Source organism: Pedobacter cryoconitis (assembly GCF_014207135.1).
Classification (GTDB): domain Bacteria; phylum Bacteroidota; class Bacteroidia; order Sphingobacteriales; family Sphingobacteriaceae; genus Pedobacter; species Pedobacter cryoconitis_D.
This window is the reverse complement of sequence record NZ_JACHCC010000008.1, coordinates 1-19,519: the sequence shown is the minus strand read 5'-3', so window position 1 is coordinate 19,519 and position 19,519 is coordinate 1. Positions and strand designations below refer to the sequence as shown.

Here is a 19,519-nt window from a genome sequence, read left to right as displayed (position 1 = left end):
CAATTAATTATATATCAAAAACTAAACCTTAATGAAAAACCTTATGAAAACAAAGTCTTATTTGATCCTGATGGTCCTGTTTACGGGGACGGCCGCAATTATCGGATGTAAAAAAAATGAAAACACGTCAAATGGAAATTATGCATCTTCTGGAGATGCAAAGAATAATGCAGAGCAGTATAACCCCTCGAGTATTGGGAAAGTTGTTCAGGCTTATTACAACAACAATCTTTATAGTATGCTCGAAGTTGATAATGGTCAATATTTATTGGGTGGAGATGTTTTGCTGGAAGCTAAAGACATTATACTGGTGAATGGTCAGAGTCAACGACCAAAAACTGAAGGTACAGTGCATAATAATCTTTGGCCAAATAAAACAATTTATTATAAGTTTTACACTGGAAAAGCCACAACATCATATTTTGCTCCTTCCGATAACTATAAAACACTATGGAATGCAGGGAAAAAGATGTGGGAAGACGAGGGTTTTACCTTTGTATTAGATAGTACCCAATCTAATATCATTGAATTAAGAGAAAACAAAGCCGGTTCTGCTGCCTCATCTTCGATTGGTTATGCAGGGGGAAAACAATACATAACTTTTGACCCGGGTTCATTTTCAGCTGGTTCTTTTGCACATGAAATTGGTCACCATATAGGTCTTGAGCACGAACAAGGTCGTATTGACCGTGATTTATTTATAAATATTAATTGGAATAACATGATTGACAAGAATGGAAAGGATTGGACCTATCAATATGCTGAAAAAGTTGGTTCAGTTGGAGTCGGATCGTTTGATTTTGGGTCTATCATGCTCTATCCAACCAGAATGACCAGGATAGATGGAAATGCCTGGACGTATCAAAGGGATGCCCTTTCAGCAGGTGACAAGCAGGCAGTTAAGTATTGGTATGGAAAAGATACTTATATAGCGACTGGAAATTATAAACTTACACAGTATGGCTCTCCAAGTCGGGTACTGGAAATAGAATACCGTAAATCAGACTCTAAAGCTAAAATAGATAGTGGGGTAAATGTAATTACCGATACACTGACTACAGCCGATCGATCAGATCGCTATACCTGGGAAGTTTCACATGTAAAAGATGGTTATTATAAGATCCTGACCTTATCAAAAGATAAAAACGGAAATACAAAAACAAATGCCCTTACTATGAACACAGATTCAACGCTAACTGTATCAGCATTTACAGCGAACAATAATAATCAATTATGGCAAATTGTTCCAGGGTATAAAGATGGATCACATTACAAGTTATACCCTAAAACTGATCCCAAACTTTGCATTAATGAAGTACAGGGAGCCACAGGAAAAAAAAGCAACTTAAACCCGAATAAAATAGCTAAGGTTGCTATTGTTGATACTCAAGAATGGGGATTAACGAAATAAGTATTAACACAATAAAAAAATAAAAACAAACTATTTAATATATCCATAAACTATGAAATCCGTCAAAATTGCCATGCTTATGGCAGAAGATAGAAAAATGGAAGCTGATCATAAACTGATTACCGAACAAGAGGATAAAATAAATAAGTAATGTTGATTTTAAAACAAACTTAGAGCAGATTTTGGCTATTAAATAAGAGTAAAATAGCTGAAGTTTTGGCCTCTTTATTCAATCAAAAAAGCGTCCAGATCTCAGATCTCGACACTTTTTTGATTGATAGGTTATACTCTATGGGGTTCTGTTGGTATTACATATTGATAAACTTTTGTCTCTGAATTTGCTGATGAAAAAACACCAGAATTGTGCGGTTTTATTGATTGGGTGTAATTGAGTAGCTGTTGCGTATAACTGTATGTTGAGTTTAGCATATAAAATACACTCTTTTGTGCTGTGAAAAAATCCAAGACATGGTTTCCATTGTATCAAAAGTTATGAACGATAAAGAAAAATATACTGTAGAGTTTCAAAACTATGCAATTGTTAAAGGGCGTGTTATTTTGTTTGATGTCGATCTGGGCTATCTAAGCGTTTTTAACGAATTTGAAAAAATCACAAGTGCTGGTTTAGTCTGTATATGGAAAAGAGGAGATGTACAGCATGTAATTTGTTCTAATGAAAGCGTTTTCTTTCCTATTTTGAGTAAACCAGAAATTGACCAGCAACTTATTGCTGTGCATATGGGTATTCCTGTAAATCGCGTATAGTTTATTGAGAACCTGTGTTATAACTTCTTGGTTGTGGCTTATAGCCTAAAAGATACTAAGCATATTGAAGCTATTACCGACCGTGCTTAGTTTAAAACGAAAGAAGCTGAAGAACTTGATCTGGACAAAAGAATTTAGGTGCAAAAGTTAATAGTTAGTTAGGTTAAAGACGGCAATGTTGGATGGCAACCGTCTTTATTTTACGAAGTTTCTTTTGTATAAAGAATACGATTAATGATAGTTTTTACATTCTGGTTGCAGAATTAAATTATTAAGATGAGATTTTTTTTGCTAGTAGTAATGATAATCTTAGTAACAGGTTGTAAAAAAGACAACGGTGATGATACTACAGTTTATAAATGGAGACGTGATCTCTACAGAGCATCAGTCAAAAAAGATGGGCCGGCAATACTAGCATCGTCTGACCCACCTGTAAATCTTTCGATTTATATAAGCACTGATTTTGTTTTTTTAACTGAGGCTAAGAAGAATAAACAACAGGATAGCATTTTCAAAGTTAGCAGTAGAATGCTTGCTTACAAGTACGAAAAATTATAAATCGAGAAGCACTTCTTTAGAAAATGATCCCTATTCTATCAGTAGAATAATAAATTTTGATACTTTAAGAATATCAGTAAGCAGGTAAATTACCTGACATTAGGGGAAATCAGGGTTTATTCATTACTCCCTGACAATAACTTATTTAATTTTCTCCGGGACTCTGGATTTTCTTTGATGGACAAAGCTTTTTTGAAATATTCAGTTGCTTTTGATTTATCACCAATTGCCAGGAAATAGTCGCCATAAGAATCCTGGACATTATAACTTTCAGGATAATTCTCAACATTCATTTTTAATAGTCCTGCAGCTTTGGCATATTGCTTTTGCGCTAAAACATCACACCCCAGGTTGTTTATTATAATTTCAGGGGGGGAAAGCTTATAACCCAGCATTTTTGAAACTTCCTGATAATGTTTTTCGAATTTATTTGCTAAGTCTACCGTAGGATCTGTAATGTCTTTAGGGGAAATTTTAAAACGATAGTTGTTGAAAATGAAACGCAAAGCGTCATACTCTGTAATGAAAGGTACAGATCCGTGATCATCATCGCTGTAATATTTACTTTCATACCTTAACCCATTTTGCTTTTGATCTTTAATATATTGATCTAAATTAAGAATTGAACGGATATGCCTGGTACTTTTAGAGGTATCGCTTTGGACTTTAGTTATATCCATGCCCTCTCTCAAGGTATTTGCAATTCCTAAATACAAAGTGGTACCTGAAAAATTCTTTTCTTTCAGCGATTTCTTAGCTGTATTTAACAAATTCATTTGATCCCACCACATGCTAGGGTCTATACAAATGTAGGCGTTGAACAATTTTGTATGGTTTAATGCAACGTTCATCACTGTTAGGCCTCCAAATGAATGTCCGGTTAATATTTTGTAAGGTTGCGTTGGGTATAGGGAATCAATACGCGGCATCAGTTCTTTTTCAATAAATGAAACAAAACGTTCGCCACCTCCTGTTGTTTTTAACATTAAACTGTCGGTATAGGGTGGGGGAGCATTTACATGTGTTGGTGTCAGATCTCTTATTCTGTCTGTGTTTGGAATGCCAACTACAATCATTTCGGGGCAAATAGTATTACCCTGACTGAGGTGCTGAATTATACCTACTACTGAAGCAAAATGGGCATCACCATCCAATAAATATAATACAGGATATCGCTGTTTAGAATCAGCGCTCCAGCTACTTGGTACATATACCCAGATTTTTCTTTGTTCATTCAGAATTTTCGATTGGATGCTATCAATTGTTCCGATGGTCACTTTATTGTCCTTTTGAGCCAGGGCACACAATGAAAAAAATACTGTAAGAACTGAAAGAATTAATTTTTTCATTGTAGATTATGATTTTCTGTTCAAGATAGTGAATTTTCTTTGGAAATATAATGACTCTAATAAGGAATAGTTCCCTCTTTTAACCTTAAAATAACCTTCTGAATCTGTGGTGAAAAAAGAAGAATAGCAATTATGAAAACTAAACCCACTAGCATGAAATCGTAATAATCGCGTGTAGTACTAGCCAATACCTGCTCTCCGACTAATTTATTGAGGTGACCTGCCGAAACGGCTTTTGCTGTATAGATATCGCTGCCTGCATTTATATATTTATTTTGAATATCCAGTAAGGTAATTGGCAACTGTGGATTAGTTTCGGTTAATGTTTCCCGAACCTTCTCTCTAACTGCAGATTTGGAAAATAATTGAATTTCGTTATTAAGAGCCAGACTGGCTGTAAAACCAGTGAACCTCGCAAATATTCCGACAAGTGATGCATTTAATGCAATCTTTGGCGGTGCTGTGGAGCTGGTAAATGAAACAATTGGAACAAATAAAACTCCTGTTGCAATACCATAAATAAACATAGGCAGGATGAAGTTAATTGTTTCTCCCTGTACAGAAACAAAAAGTATCATATAGGCATAATATAAAGCCATAAAACCAAAACCTACTATAATAATCCTTATCAGGTTAAAACCCATCAAGACAAATCGGGAGGTAACAAACATACTCAGTATGGTTCCGACAATTACTGCGACCCATATCGGAATAGTACTGAGGGGATCATTACCTAAGATGACTTCAAGATAACCATAAGTAAGACCTGTACTTCCTTTGAAAATGTAAAACGTAAAAAGCAGTAGCAGGCCGATGACAAAATTCTTTACCTTGAAAATTTGTAAGTTGATCAATGGGCGTTTAAGCTTCGATTCTCTAATAACAAATAGCATAAGGATGATTAAATTGCTAAGGCTGAGAAGAACGATTAAGGGACTGTCAAACCAGCCCAATTGCCGTCCGTAGATCAGGATGTATCCTAATAGCAAAATAAAAGATACATAAAACAGATACCCCAGCCAATCCACCTGATAAAGTGGTATCTTTTTTGTAAATCTTGCTTTGCTGTTCATCGTCAGCAACACAACAAATGCCAGGGTGATGAGCATGATACTGAAACCATAAAATAGCCAATTGAAGTCATAAAAATGAAGTACTGCACTGGAACAGATGGAATAAAACGGAACGGAGATTTGTATACTTCCATAAAGGAGACTATACGCAATTACCCGGGCACGTGTAGACTGCAATCTTGGAAAAATAAGTTGCAAGACGATGCCTGACATCAATGCACAGGTAATCCCTTGCACAAACTGGCAAATGACAAAAAGTGTCCAATCTTTGGAATGAAAACAGATGACGGAACATATCGCATTGGTGGCGAGTGCCATCATCAGATATTTCCTTGGCGCAAAATACTTTACAATACGAAAGTCCAGTGCCAGAAAAGCTACAGTTGAGCCATAGATAACTACCATGCCATATTGAACATCGGTAGGCTGTACGCCATAATAGCCCATTACCGTAACAGGACTGCTGTAAAAGGCGAAACTAAACAGGCATGTCATTAGAATGGCAAAGATCACGGATCTTGCCATCCATTCGGATACCCATGGTTTGAAAACCGGAATTTGATGTGCTTGCATGATTAATCTTTTAAAACGTAAACATTGGCATTCATTCCAGCTGAGAGCTTAACTAATTTTTCAGGTGTATCAGTAAGTTTGATTCGTACGGGAATACGTTGAATAATTTTAACAAAATTACCAGTGGCGTTATCTGGCGGTAACAATGAATAACGGGAACCTGTGGTTGGAGAAAGCGATTCGATGACTCCGCTGAATTTTTCGTTTGGAAAAGCATCTACTTCTATTGATACGCGTTGCCCTATCTTGAAATGGCTGATCTGTGTTTCCTTGAAGTTCGCCATCGCCCATTTTTCTTCGGCTTTGTTCACCAAAAATGCCAACGTTTGCCCCGGCTGTATTAATTGCCCTTCCTGAATGGTCTTTTTACCGATCTGTCCGTCAAAAGGTGCAGTGATTACGGTATATTTAATGTCTAGTTCCTGCCGTTCAAGTAAAGCTTCCTTGATCTTTATTTCTGCCTCTATCGCATTACGCTGTGCGCTAATATCATTTAGTTTGGATTCGGCGACCTGTAGGGAGGCTTTTGTCTGATCATAATCAGATTGCGTGATAGACAAAGACATACTGACGTTCTCGAATTTTTGTTGTGTGGTAGATTCATCAGCTAGCAGATTTTTATAACGGTCGAATTCTCTTTGCTGCTGGTTCAGTCTCGCTTTTGCACCTGAGAGTTGTGCTTTTATGACTTCGATGCTTTTGATTTGTGTTTCTTCGTTAGCAGCCAAAATAGGAAATTTGGTATGCGAACTCATCAGTTCTGCTGATGCGGCATTTCTTTTCAGTCCGTACTCGTCAAGCTCAATAACAGCAAGTGTATCTCCTTTTTGAACCTGCTGATTGTCTTTATAATAAATTTTGCGGATATAGCCACCTACCTTTGCATTTACAGGTGATAAATACGCATCTATCTGTGCATCATTGGTTTGTTCATAGCGGTATCCTTTCAGGAAATATATTGCTCCCCAAATGATGATTACTGTAAATAAGGCGATGCCAAACCATTTGGTTAGGGTTACGATTATTTTATCTGCTCTGTTTTTGTTCATAATTTTTGCATTAAAGAATTCCTACGATTGCCAGTAGCTGGATATGACTGAGTTTTAAATTTGTTTGTGCGGTTGTTAGGTTAAATTTTGCCTCCAACAAAGCATTTTCTGCTTCCAAAAGATCGATCAAAAGTGATTCTTGATTGAGATAACTGTTTCTGATGACTCGAACAGTTTCGGCAGTTTTAATGATATTTTTTTCTACCGTTTCTACACTTTCCAAAGCCTGTTGCTGTTGTAAATAAGCTTCTTTTACCTGAATTGAAATTTCATCATTTTTAATGTTGGCTTTTTCTTGTGCCTGATTAGTGATGAGTTGAGCCCGTGCTATGGAATGTTTACTTTTATATAAATTATCAATAGAAAATTGCACCTTGATTCCTGTTTGCCCAAATCCCCATAAATCATTCGAGTAAGGATAAAATGAGATCTGCGGATAGGTATAATTGTAATTGGAGTACAAGGAAATTTTAGGTAAAAGTGTAGCCTTAATTTGCTTGATATTCATCTTGCTCAATCTGATGTCGCTGTTGACCATCTTATATGCGGGAGATTGGTGGAGTGCAATAGCTATGTAATCGGCGTAATCAGAATCCGTGATAGCATCCATTTTAAGACCACTCCGATAATTGATCTTTAATTCCTCTTTGGTATCACGCCCCATCAGAATATTGAGGCGTTGTGTGGTAACGTCGATTTTCTTTTCAATAGCTGACAGGCTTAATTCCAACTGTGACAATTTCACCGAGGTTCTCAGCACATCACTCTTCAGCACAATACCGTTTTTGTGTAAGCTTTCAATGAGTGATAGCTGTTTTTTCTCAGCAGCAATTTCTGCAGCAAGAAAATCACGGAAGTGCAGATATTTATACAGATCAAAGTAAGCAATAGCAAGATTGTATTTTACGCTGTGCAGTTGCAGATCGACTTCGTACTGCCTGCGTGTCTCTTCTTCCTGCTTCATCTTGATATTTCTTCTCTCTTTACCACCGTTGAAGAGGTTAAAGTTTAAGTTGTATCCGACTCCGTAGCCATAGCCTTTTACAGGTATATCTTGCGGAGATGAGAATAATCCAGTATTATAAATGAGAAATTTAGTATTGAGTTTTACGTCTCCACCTATTGAAATTTCTGGAAGCAGACGGTCTTTGGCTTCAAGTACTTCTAAATTACTTTGCTGAAGATTTAAATCCGATAGTTTTAGTTGGCGATTATTCGATTCGGCGATTTTCCATATTTCTTCCAAACTCCATGTCTGGGTAGTTTCTACATCCTGGGCATGGAGAGATTGTGCGAATAATAGCAGTATAACTCCCAAAATTGGGATTGATTTATATCGTTTCATGGATTTTCTTTTTATAAATGATTTGTACGTTCTCTTTTATTTAAGAACCATTTTTTTATCATCTTTCTTAATTCACTGAAGACAATGGTTAAATCGATCATGGGCATGAAAGGATAAGAATAGGCAAGCCAGAAGAGATTAAGTGCCTCCATTTCTTCTGCTGAATGGGATTCTACATGATCACAAGGTTTCTCTTGTGCCACAAGCTCAACGCCTTTATTTGGGTTTGTGATTTTCTGTTTCATAATGACTCTATTATTTACATAGCAAAATTATTCATGCTGGTGAAACATCCTTTTATATAATCGGCCTAATATTTGTTATATTCGGCCATATGGATATGCTTAAGCAACTTGTAAATAGTGTTGACCAGAATCCTGACTCTATCTTGGTGGTGCGACAGCAAACCGAACAACGTTTGCCTTCACATCAACATCATAAAACTCAGTTACTATTGGTTTTTGGAGGGATTGCTTATCTGCAAACAGATGAAAAGGATTTCTATATTCCGTCCAATCATTATATCTGGATACCTAAAAATTATCCACACAACCTGATGTTCAACACGCAGGATCTGTATATCATAAACGTTTATTTTCCGGGAGAAACTTCTGGCGAATTTTATAATGAACTGGGCATTTATCCGGTGAGTAAGCTCTTATCTGAAATGCTGTCTTTTAGCGAAAAATGGCACGGTGATTATTTCAAAGGATCTTGGGAATTTGAGTTTTTAACAACACTGAGAAACGTGCTACCTAAAGAAAACCTTAAAAAGTTTTCGATTCAACTTCCTACTACTAACGATCAGCGGCTCCAGGCTATTGTTGGTCAGCTTCGGACTCTACTGAATGAAAACCTTACCTTAGAAGGTACGGCCAAACAATGGGGCATGAGCGTAAGAAGTTTGACAAGATTATTTCAGACAAAACTTCACATCACCTTTATTCAGTATGTAAAGATGTTGAGGATTATTCGGGCTATGGAATTGATTAAAGACAGTGACCTGAATATGACCGAAATCGCCTATGAGATTGGATATTCGAATATATCTGCATTCAGTAATAATTTTCACCAATTGACGAATATGAGACCTACCGAATTTAAGACAATGTCAAGGGTTTAAATGGTATTTAAAGCAGTTTTAGAATTTGATTCATCTGGGGTAGAGAATGCTCGATAAGCATGCCCAGATATAAATAAATCTAACCAATCTCTTTTCCTATCCCTTTGAACCTCATCATTACACCTAGTAGTGTGATTAGAGGTCAGATGTTTATTATCTAAAGAAGAAGTTGGGGTAATTTAAAAAGCTAGTTCGAAAAGCTATTTTAGCAGAAAATATAATCTAATGAAAAACCTTGCGCTAATTTATGATTTGGACGACACCATCATCCCTACACGATCAATACCCAGTTCAACATTTAAGCCTGTTTTCGATGCAATAAAATACGCCAATCAAGGAGTAGTCCCTCCAAATTTGCTAGAACAAGCCTTCGATGATCTTTGGCGGATGCCTTTTGATATTGTAGCTTCAAATTTTGGATTCACCGATTCAATGATTACGGCAGGAAGGGGGGCTTTACTTAATACAGATTACCAACTCACTCTAGTACCCTTTGATGATTATCAAGTTGTTAAAGAAATCATGTGCAAACGGTTTTTAGTAACAACTGGCATTACGAAATTGCAACAAGCAAAAATTAATTCCATATTTAAAGATGGAGATTTTGATGAAATTATAATCGATGACCCTTATCAGGAAAACAGGTTGGGTAAACAAAATATCTTTGCGGACATCGCTAATCGTCATGAAATAGAGGCTACTCAGATGTGGATCATAGGGGATAATCCTGAATCAGAAATTAAAGCGGGAAACGCTCTGGGAATGACAACGGTTCAAATTCTTAGGCCAGGCATAAAGAAAACAGAAAACTCAACTTATATTATTAATACTTTTCATGAGCTAAAAGACCTAATTGAAAAACTGTATGTGTAAAACGTGATTGCAACAATAGGTTGAAAATAGGAAATATAGATCTTTTTCTGGCAGCGTCGCCATAATTATCAAAAATTATCGAGATCGACAACTGACTATAAGCTTGTATAAGGATTATCTATTAATATTAATATTAATGCCCGCAAACTGGCCGTCCCGCATTTATGGCCTGCGGAACGGCTCCGCTCTTGGCTGTTGCTGTTCCTGCTTTTGGCATATACGGAGATTTCATTCTTATCTTTTTTCAATGGTTAAGAGTTATAAAATCTTAGCTGTTTAGGTAAAGAATATTTACTAAATTAGCATCATAATAAGGGTTTTAAATAACCCTTATTATGATATTGACCATAGTAACAAAACGATAGATCTAATTTATGCAATACTATATTTTCAAAGAGTCCTGTGCCACAAAAGAAACCGGTCCTGTTTATCCACAGATCCAAAAATGGAAGCCTGGATATGATGATGACAAACCTGACTCTTTTTATTCCTATTATATTGCAGCAAAAAGCGGCGGTTTTCCTGATTTTACTCCGAATATGGATAGCTTAATACTTCATGGAAGAGCTAAACCCACTGACATTATAAGCTCTGGTATATCATCAGGTTTTATTATAAGCGAAAAATTAAAAGCATTATTTGATAAGTCTGTACTTCCACCACACCGGTTTTACCCAGCAAAAGTATTACACAAAAAAACTGAGCTAGATGGTTACTTTTTCGTACATATAATTTCGGATTATACAGATTTTGTAGATTATCCCAAGTCCAACTTTGTAACTTCTGGATATTCCAATGCTGATCCGAAGCCCATTACCTTAACCTCAAAGGAGGACTTCCTTGGTAAGGCTAAAGAGTTGCAAGATGATTCTTTTGTAAAAAAACTTCCTTATCGTTCTATTGGTTCAAAAGAGATTTATCTCAATTCAAAGTTTGATAAAGGATTAGACCTTTTTGAAATAGGTAGATTTGATATTAATTTTTATATCAGCCAGACTTTAAGAGATGCTTTGGTCGAAAATGAAATTACTGGTTGTGATATTCAAGTCACAAGTAAAATATTTCTTTAATTCGCACGCTAGATTTCATTAGGTGCGAATTAAAGAAATTTATCATTGATTATAGTCATAATTATATTAAAATCATGATTGAGGTTCTGGTTTAGGTTTTTCTTTAGGGGCTGGTTCTGGATCAGATGGTATAGGCCCACTAAATACCTTTCCTGGGATCACGTTAGGTATTCTAGTTTTAGAAGGAACCAAAAAGTACAGATTAAATAGATCATTTATTTTAACACCTGGGTTATTAATAATCGTCTGTCGAGCGTTATTGGCTACCCCTCTTACAATATCTAATGCTGAAGAGCCAGGATTGTTTTTCGCACTTTCTTTAAGTTGTCCTTTAATTGCCTCGGTATACTTTGGATGATTACCATGGACACCCTTCCCAGTAGCTTTGCCGAATTTTTCTTGCAGAGAGAGGTTTTCCTCTTTGTCAAAACCAAAACCTTCTCTTATTGCTTCTTTGACTAAATCAATAGTCCCTCTGAGGACCTGTGGTATGAGATGATGCCATTCAAATTTTGTTACTGATTCAGAAATTGGCGCTCCATTAAGTTCTCCGCCTGCTTTTGCAAGATTAGCAACGGGGTCCCCAAATGGTACTGCTTCAGGAGTAATAGCTGTCTCCTCAAAAAAGAAAATACCCTCCAGTCCATCTAAATCAATTTTACTTGAAGGCCCATTTGACGCGTATTGATAATTGGTCATCCATGGGAAGAACTCTGAATATGGATCTATCATGCTAAAACGCCCAATTAATGGGTCATAGAATCTTGACCCATAATCGTATTGGTTAGCTAAATCTGTCTGTAATTCCTTTCCATTATAGAGATAACGATTATTGTTAGCAAAATCATAACCTCCTATCTTTCTTAGCCCAAAGGAATAATATTCATCTTCCTGGATGATTCGCGCTGTGCCCGCTGATGGGTCTTTATCAAATGATACCCTCGTATTTCCTAAATGGTCTTTCAGGTTATATTCATAATTGTAAGTACTATTCTGCACATTGTAATTTGCCCTGCCTTCTTCAGTCTGAATAAAAGAGATCACCCCATTCTGGTAAACGATACCATTCACATAATCCCAGCTACCATCACTTCCGGTGTTCTTTAACTTATTTCCTGCTGCATTATAGATATAAGTCGCTTTGGTCGTTCCACCTTGCAAAACACTTTGCGGCAAGTTCAATAGATTATAATTAATCGTTTGAGTACCACCATCCGAAGTCGCATTCCCATTCGCATCGTATCCATAACTTCTAAAGGCTACATTGTTGTTTGTGACCTTTTGTAACCGGTTACTGTAGTTCCCATTCGCATCAGTATAGGTATAAGCAAGGCTGACCGCACTTGTTCCTCCTCTGGTTAAGTTGCTGATATTACCCATTCTGTCATAGCTCAGACTTTCATCTAGTAAACTACCCGTAGATTGAGCCTGCGTTAGGCGGTTTAAACCATCATAATTATAAATGAACTGATGAGCGCCTGTATTTGTCCCTTTATTTACATTATAGCCCATCTGACTGATATTCCCGTTCCATTGGGGAGTGATACCTGTGCCAGAGTTGTTATAATTCAAACTGAAGTTAAGTAGGTTCCCATCAGTATTTAGAGTACTCAACCAACCCCGCTCATTATAAGCATAACTAATATTTTGTAAAAAACTTGCTCCATTATCTACGGAATGCAAATGTTTATTCAACTTCTGGCCAATTTCATTATAATCATTCTGGCTCAGTAAAACATTATTGTCTCCATTGATCTGTTCAAATGTCTGGCGCTTCCTACCCATATGGTCATAGACATAACTATTCGCTATGGTAATCACAGCAGGAGAAGCTGAATTGGTCGCATTATGATGGATTCTTACAGTCTGAGTAATATCATTGGTGAAATTATAACTATGACTGATCTGGTCATAGTTACCTGCGTTAATAGATTTGCCTCCCAGGTAATGCATTTCATAACTTTGGATATCCCTCCCCAGATCATCATAATAATAAACCGTACCCAGCATATTACCCGGATTCGTATTGTTATTGACCCCGTTCAACACCGCAGTCAAACTCATTGTTAACAGGCCCGTAGTCATGGTACTTGCTGCTGCTGGCATAGCGGGGCTGATCTGACTGTTTACCGAATAAGTATAAGGGCTGGTATAGGGAGTACTATAATTATCATAATAATTTACCGTCAGCACATTATCCATGGTATGAGGATATGTATTGGTCATGCTATAGCCGTAACCCTGTGTATTATCTTTATTTTCCCAGTTGATATTTTGAGCGTAAACCAAGGCTGTTAAGCTTTGAGGGCTGATGGCCGTATTGCCGTTGCTCCAGCTACCAGTCATCACCGCTCTGCCTAAAGCATCATATTTAGTGATCATCCATTGATTATTCAACCGCTGGTTACCATCCTGGCTAGCAACTAATTTGTCTATCTTATCGTATACCATAAACTCCCAGTCTTTACCAGGTATTTTCTTCTGGGACAGTCTGTTCCGATCATCATAATGATAACCGTAGACAAAATTAGTAAACACTGCATCGGTTTCGGTAAAACTGGTTGGGTAAGTTGTGCTCGTAGGTATTGGAGGAATTACATAGGACAAATTGTTCAGAGCATTATATACATAGTAGGTAATAAGAAAAGTTGTGGCATCAGACTGCAGTTTTTTGCAGATTATACGCCCCTTTTTATCTTTATATTCGATGGCCTTATTTCCATTCTCATCTGCAGTCGTTTTTTTATATAATTGATTTGCATCGTAATTTGTATTTCCTGTTGCCCCTGTGCCCGTTGTATTTGCAGTCCAAAGAATCACCTCACCGGCAACATTATTTTCATATACTGTTTTTACAGTATGCCCACTACCTGGTAAATTACTCGTTGACAATTGCCAGGACTGACCGGGAGCACCTTGTTCCAATGGCCGGCTTAATGGTGAAGCCTCAAAAATGGTACTTGCAGATGGGAGGGAAATCGAAGATACACCTACTGGTGGGGTGCTGTAGAATACTCCCTGATCAGTTAGGCCGGTACTTTTATAACTACCATCTGCAGTGCCCTGTGCAGCATAGGGGAGGTACTTTTGTGCTTCCCTGCCGAGTGCGTCATATACAAAAGGCTGAACCATATCTTTACCCAAAGTTGTGCCTTTAACCTGTATGGTTTGCAGGGGGCGCCCCAGTCCGTCTATATATTGGACAGTTTGCATCAGATCACATGTAGAGTAAGTATTTGCCGCAGGGTTATAACCAGCTATCCGTGGAGTTGATGAGTAAATGTAGTTTTGGTTAGCACTTAATGCCATGGTTAGCGGTTGGCAGTCTGGATCAGCAATGTATAGATCCAAGCTGTTGCCATCAGTAGCGATGAAACTGAAATCAGGATTCAAAATAATACTGTTATAACTGTAGTATGATCCTGCAGTCGGTGAACCAATCAACGGGGATTTTACTTCGGTCTGCGCCTGTGTGAAACAAGGCGAAAGTAAAAGAATTAAAGAGATAAATAAACGCGCTAACCTTGTTCTGAATATTTTATAAACGATCATGTGATGTTGGTCTTATGAATTGATGTTTAATGTCCCTGATAATGATAAGTATTGTGTTTGATGATGTTTTTGTCCTTATCTCTTATATTCATCAATCGCTGCAGACTATCATATTCATAATAGGTAATTTGGTTTTTAGGATCAGTACTACTTGTTACTCCAACAAGTGGATCATAAGTGTAGGTTGTCATTTGCGAATAGGTGGGATAGAATCTTACGTCATCTATCTGGCCGCTTAGCGCTATGGAATAACTATTGCCTGTAACATTTACATCAAGTACCTGTAAAGACCAGTTACCTGCTGTTTTTTGCCAATAAGTTAGTTTATAGGCACCATTGTCAACTCCTGCTAGTGTTTTATTATAATTACCCGAGTAACTTAAATGTCCGGTTTTGCAATCTTCCGGGGATGTATTTCCATCGCCTTCTTCAAAGCCTGTGTAGAAAATATTATTACTGGTGGCGTTGGTAACCTGGGCAATAGGATATTGCTTGTTAAATCCCCACAGGTAACATTTGGTTGAAACTGAATTATTCGTTAACTGAAGTAGATTTCCTTTAGTATCATATTGATCCAGGGACTGGTCCAAATCATAATGAGCATCTTTAGTAATTCCTGCGGTTGATACAGAGATAGGGTTGAAGCTATCTAAAGGGGTACTGGTGCGAAGTACATAAGATGCACCAGGTAGCGGAAGGTTTGGTTTATAGGTGACTAAGGTACCAGCAATTGTACTCAAGCTGTTATCTGGTTTTTTCTGCTGTACAAAGCTTTCGACAAGGGCGTTGATATTATTGTCAGATAGGTTTTTATATCCTGCATAATCTGGTTGTATAGATGCTTGAGTCAGATCCAGATCATTCACATAGGTCATATTAAATATACTGTGCATCCCATCACTGTTATCCGTCTCTACTTTTGATGACTTCAGACTATTGAAATTATAGGTGTATGTTTTAGTGTTGGTTAATACATTTCCACTTGCATCATACTCTGAAATCACTTCATTAAGGGGAACTTTGGCTACTTGAGTGATTGTTTGGTACTCAGCAACAATATCATACCTAACCAAATCGCAGGTCAAAGAAGAACCATTTGTTCTTTGATGGAAAAAATTATAGTTCTTTAATCTCCCTTTTTTTAGCCCTCTAACGAAAACAGGACCGCTATTCTTTGGTGTAAATAACTGATAATTGTAATCTATTTGTTTTTGTTTAACTCCACCGTTGTTAAATGCGGTTTCCGTTAATAATAAACCCCGGTTCCAATCATAGTTTGTATTAGGTGCAAAAGGGTAGATGTTTGGTGTCTCATCACTGATTTGGCCATCAAGTACCTGTCCCTGAGTTGTTCCGTTGTCTACAACCCAGGGCATTGTGATTGAAGGGACTGCATTAAAGAAACCGTCACAAAAACCAGATTGTTCTATTGTACAACCATTAATAGCATAATCGCCCAAAATGCCAAATGCTCCTGGTGTACTGTATCTTCGCAATGTCTTACTACCGTCTGATAGTGTTTCAGTGATTTCACGATAACCAATACTATATCCATCAAATCCACTTAAAGGACTATGCGAAACATCGGAACGAATAGTATTCTTACTATAAAAAAGATTCGTCTCCAAATTGGTATTGGTAAGTGCTTCATAATAAGCGAAAATTGGCATATTAAATATAACTCCACTTGAGTTTGTGTGATCTGCTGAGTTTAGATAACTATAGCTTTTTATATTATCATGAGCGTGATCAATGCCATCATATGAGATTGATTGTTGTAAACGCAAACCACCACCTGTAATATTTTGTCCATTAAAATTAAATGTATGTGGCTCAAGATTAAACTGAGTGTAACCGCCGGTTGGGAATATGATTTTAGTTAAGGTTCCGGTTAAAATTGCCGCAGAGTTTGAATTTCTGTTGGCTCCTGGTAATGATAACTGAGTTCCCCAGTTATTTTGTGGAAATATACTGTAGTTAGATTGAATAGGGCCACCGTCTGGTGTACTTGCATTTGGATAGATGTAGAGTTTGGCAATTGGGGAGTTGCAGTTGTTGTTGTTAAAATATCCCCAAAAGTCCTTTTGGTAAGAAAAACGGTCGGGCAATGTTAAAGCTTCATTATAAACGAATTGATAATTCGATATAATATTATTTGCGTTATCCTTATTCTGTATTGTATCGAGGAATAAATGCTGCCTTGAATCGCCAGTTGCCATGAAAACCTGATCGAATTTTTTTTGTGGCTTACTGAGGTCTGCCATGTAGTGATAACTGAAATCAAATCCTTTAACAGGAGTAAGAACTCCACCAGTTTTTGAGAAAACTTTAATATTGGTAAGTGCAGACATACCTGGTATATCTTTTCTTTGTGCATTAGCTAAAAAGGTAATCTTAAAGTCGTCTCCCTCGATAGCAGAAAGTCTCTTTCCTTGTACCGTTGTTGTTGTTTGATCTTCGGCATATCCATTATTAAAATCGCTAGGGCCAATTTTGCACCCATCGGTATCAGAAAGGTTTATTGGAGAGTTGGTTGCAGAGATATTACCAACAGAATTATAGGTGTATTGCTCATCTGCATAAGTGAAATTGACCGTTTCTCCTAAAGAAGTAACAATTTTGGACAAGTACCAGGACGAATTGTAAAAAGGAGACTGGCTATTGCTGCTTCCTGCTCCATTACAGGTAGCTATTCCGGCTACATAGTCAACAATTCCACTCCATGTGTTACTGAATTGTTTTTCAGTAACATCAAAATAGTATCGGTCACCCTTTTCGTCTGTTAAAATGAATTGACTTATGGAGCCTGACATGTCAGGATTACCTGCGGCAGTTTCCATGTTATATTGTACTTTGATATCCTTGTAGGGAGAGAAGGCTATCTGATGACCTGATGGGTCCGAATTGGTAACTGGTCTAATAACGAACTTCCCTGATTGACCATTAAAATTAAAATAAAAAACATCAGGCTCGGTGTCCATTTTCTGCTGTCTCATGAACATTAAGTTCTGAGTGATCTGATATGGTGGGGTTACAGCAAGATCTAATCCGGGCTGTCTAGCTCCATTTGAATTGACAAGACCCGGCTTATAGTAATTATTATACAACATACCTGTCTGGCGCCCTACATTCGCAAGCCCATTAAAATCGTCAGCTATATCAACTACGGATCTAGTAATTACTCCTCCACAATTGAGTGACCAACCTAAACCTACCCAACCGGCAATCTGGTCTGTTTTAATCCCAGAAGGGTCATAACTTAATGAAATAGGTAGTTTTGTATTCTTTAGACTGATTTCAGCCAAAGGGATATTTATATTTGGAACGCCACGGAAATCACTTAATGGATAGTTTCCATATGCCCCAAGAGATGCAGCTGTTGGTGAGGGAGGTGTGACTTGGTTTATTTTGGAATACTCTTCTTGGGCAAAAACACAGTTTACGCAAAAAGAAAAAATACAAAAAAGAAATTTTCCTTTCATTGATATTATAGTTGTTTGGGGGATTAATAGGTTTTCTAGAGATTATGTTGCCACTAACTCTTCATACCTTCTGATTTTTAATTCTGTCAGATATAGAGGTCAATTACTTTAACTTTTTAGTGAGATTTTATTCATTTTATAGACATTATTGTCTTTCAGGACAAAATATCTCTGTTCTGCTTTATGTAATGAATAAAAGTTCAAGGTGTTTTTTACACTATGGTATGTCTGATAGATTTCTCACAATAAGTTGATAAGATTGGATGTTATAATGTCTGTAAATTTATAATATGAAATCTTAATTATGTGTTTGTGTAGTTAAGGTAATGTTATTTGTTTGTTAAATGTATGTCCTTTTGATCTGTGTTTAGATGTGTCAGGACGACTTTTTTGTTTTGAATTATGAAAGTTTTTCTATTGTAAGAAGATGTAGGACAGTTGTGGTTCTAGTCGGTTTCTGTTTTATATTGAGCTGGGGTTGAAGTGAGGTTGAAGTAGGGTTGAAGTGCCTTAACCCAGTTCAACCCCACTTCAATCCCAGTTCAAACCCACTTAAATATAGTTTAGAAACTAAATTTGGTTATGATTGTCTGTTGTTAATAATTTTATATCTTTAATAGAAAATTGAGGTAGTTTATGTAAAACATGCAATTATGGCTATACTTAAAAAAGGTTTAAATGGAGGATTTACAGGTAAAATTGGCAATACGGTAACTTATAGTCTGTATGGAAAAATTGTGAAAAGAGCAATTGGTATTCGTACAGATGCCCCCACCGTTCCAGTGTTATCTATTTGGCAGGCAACGGCATTGACTTCGGCTTTTCTGAAACCTGTTAAAGAATTTATCAAAATTGGATTCGATTTGGAAGCAAAGCAAATTTCTAAAAGCTATTATGCTGTGGCTACATCATATACCAGGTTAAATGCAATTACCGGTACATATCCTTCGCAACATATTGATTTTACCAAAGTTTTATTGAGCAAGGGCAAAATGCCGGAAACCCCGATGACCAGGGTAAAAGCAACAGAAGGTAGCCTTTTATTTAGTTGGGATGCTAAATTTGTGGCCCATGGAATAAAGGATAGTGATCAGGTGATGTTGTTGGCTTATATACCAGAAAAACGAATTGCCATACATGAGCTTTATGCGGCTAAAAGAGTCGAAGGAACAGGCTATTTGTCAATGCCCAGAACTAGGATCCCCTTAATTGCCGAGACCTACATTTCTTTCATTTCCGAAAATCACAAAAGTATTTCCAACAGTATTTATACTGGCCAGATTACCTGGCAGACAG

At 37.0% G+C, this 19,519-nt stretch carries 13 protein-coding genes; 6 read left to right on the top strand and 7 right to left on the bottom strand.

Annotated features, from left to right (window positions below):
* Positions 1 to 43 precede the first annotated feature (43 nt).
* Positions 44 to 1,411 (top strand): M12 family metallopeptidase, encoded by a 1,368-nt coding sequence (locus HDF25_RS15225; protein WP_184626226.1) that lies wholly within the window; start codon positions 44 to 46, stop codon positions 1,409 to 1,411.
* 492 nt (positions 1,412 to 1,903) lie between these two features.
* Positions 1,904 to 2,176, top strand: a complete 273-nt coding sequence (locus tag HDF25_RS15220) for a hypothetical protein (protein ID WP_184626223.1) — start codon at positions 1,904 to 1,906, stop codon at positions 2,174 to 2,176.
* Positions 2,177 to 2,850: 674 nt separating this feature from the next.
* Here HDF25_RS15220 and HDF25_RS15215 read toward each other — a convergent pair.
* From HDF25_RS15215 to HDF25_RS15195, 5 genes are read right to left on the bottom strand one after another with little or no spacing between them, the layout of a single operon-like run.
* Positions 2,851 to 4,083, bottom strand: coding sequence for an alpha/beta hydrolase-fold protein (locus HDF25_RS15215; RefSeq protein WP_184626221.1), 1,233 nt, complete (start codon positions 4,081 to 4,083; stop codon positions 2,851 to 2,853).
* A gap of 56 nt (positions 4,084 to 4,139) precedes the next feature.
* Positions 4,140 to 5,729, bottom strand: a complete 1,590-nt coding sequence (locus HDF25_RS15210) for an MFS transporter (RefSeq protein ID WP_184626219.1) — start codon at positions 5,727 to 5,729, stop codon at positions 4,140 to 4,142.
* A gap of 2 nt (positions 5,730 to 5,731) precedes the next feature.
* Positions 5,732 to 6,778: an HlyD family secretion protein gene (locus HDF25_RS15205; protein ID WP_184626217.1), complete on the bottom strand. Its 1,047-nt coding sequence runs from the start codon at positions 6,776 to 6,778 to the stop codon at positions 5,732 to 5,734.
* A gap of 10 nt (positions 6,779 to 6,788) precedes the next feature.
* Complete coding sequence (locus tag HDF25_RS15200) at positions 6,789 to 8,123, bottom strand: TolC family protein (RefSeq protein ID WP_184626215.1); 1,335 nt, start codon at positions 8,121 to 8,123, stop codon at positions 6,789 to 6,791.
* Positions 8,124 to 8,134: 11 nt separating this feature from the next.
* Entirely contained in the window at positions 8,135 to 8,368 is a 234-nt protein-coding gene (locus tag HDF25_RS15195; RefSeq protein ID WP_184626213.1) for a hypothetical protein, read from the bottom strand.
* 95 nt (positions 8,369 to 8,463) lie between these two features.
* On the opposite strand from HDF25_RS15195, the gene HDF25_RS15190 reads away from it, so the two are divergent.
* From HDF25_RS15190 to HDF25_RS15180, 3 genes are all read left to right on the top strand, one after another.
* A complete protein-coding gene (locus HDF25_RS15190; RefSeq protein ID WP_260409381.1) occupies positions 8,464 to 9,246 on the top strand; it encodes an AraC family transcriptional regulator in 783 nt (260 codons plus the stop codon).
* A 225-nt stretch (positions 9,247 to 9,471) separates the two neighbouring features.
* The gene (locus tag HDF25_RS15185) at positions 9,472 to 10,119 is read left to right on the top strand and encodes an HAD family hydrolase (RefSeq protein WP_184626208.1); all 648 of its coding nucleotides are present in this window, start codon (positions 9,472 to 9,474) and stop codon (positions 10,117 to 10,119) included.
* 374 nt (positions 10,120 to 10,493) lie between these two features.
* The gene (locus HDF25_RS15180; RefSeq protein WP_184626206.1) at positions 10,494 to 11,189 is read left to right on the top strand and encodes an imm11 family protein; all 696 of its coding nucleotides are present in this window, start codon (positions 10,494 to 10,496) and stop codon (positions 11,187 to 11,189) included.
* A gap of 72 nt (positions 11,190 to 11,261) precedes the next feature.
* Here HDF25_RS15180 and HDF25_RS15175 read toward each other — a convergent pair whose 3' ends face one another.
* A complete protein-coding gene (locus tag HDF25_RS15175) occupies positions 11,262 to 14,741 on the bottom strand; it encodes a DUF6443 domain-containing protein (protein ID WP_184626204.1) in 3,480 nt (1,159 codons plus the stop codon).
* Positions 14,742 to 14,767: 26 nt separating this feature from the next.
* Positions 14,768 to 18,223: a hypothetical protein gene (locus HDF25_RS15170; RefSeq protein ID WP_184626202.1), complete on the bottom strand. Its 3,456-nt coding sequence runs from the start codon at positions 18,221 to 18,223 to the stop codon at positions 14,768 to 14,770.
* A gap of 653 nt (positions 18,224 to 18,876) precedes the next feature.
* Here HDF25_RS15170 and HDF25_RS15165 point away from each other — a divergent pair.
* Positions 18,877 to 19,519 (top strand): DUF6266 family protein (locus HDF25_RS15165; protein WP_184626200.1); only part of this gene is annotated, 643 nt, incomplete at its 3' end.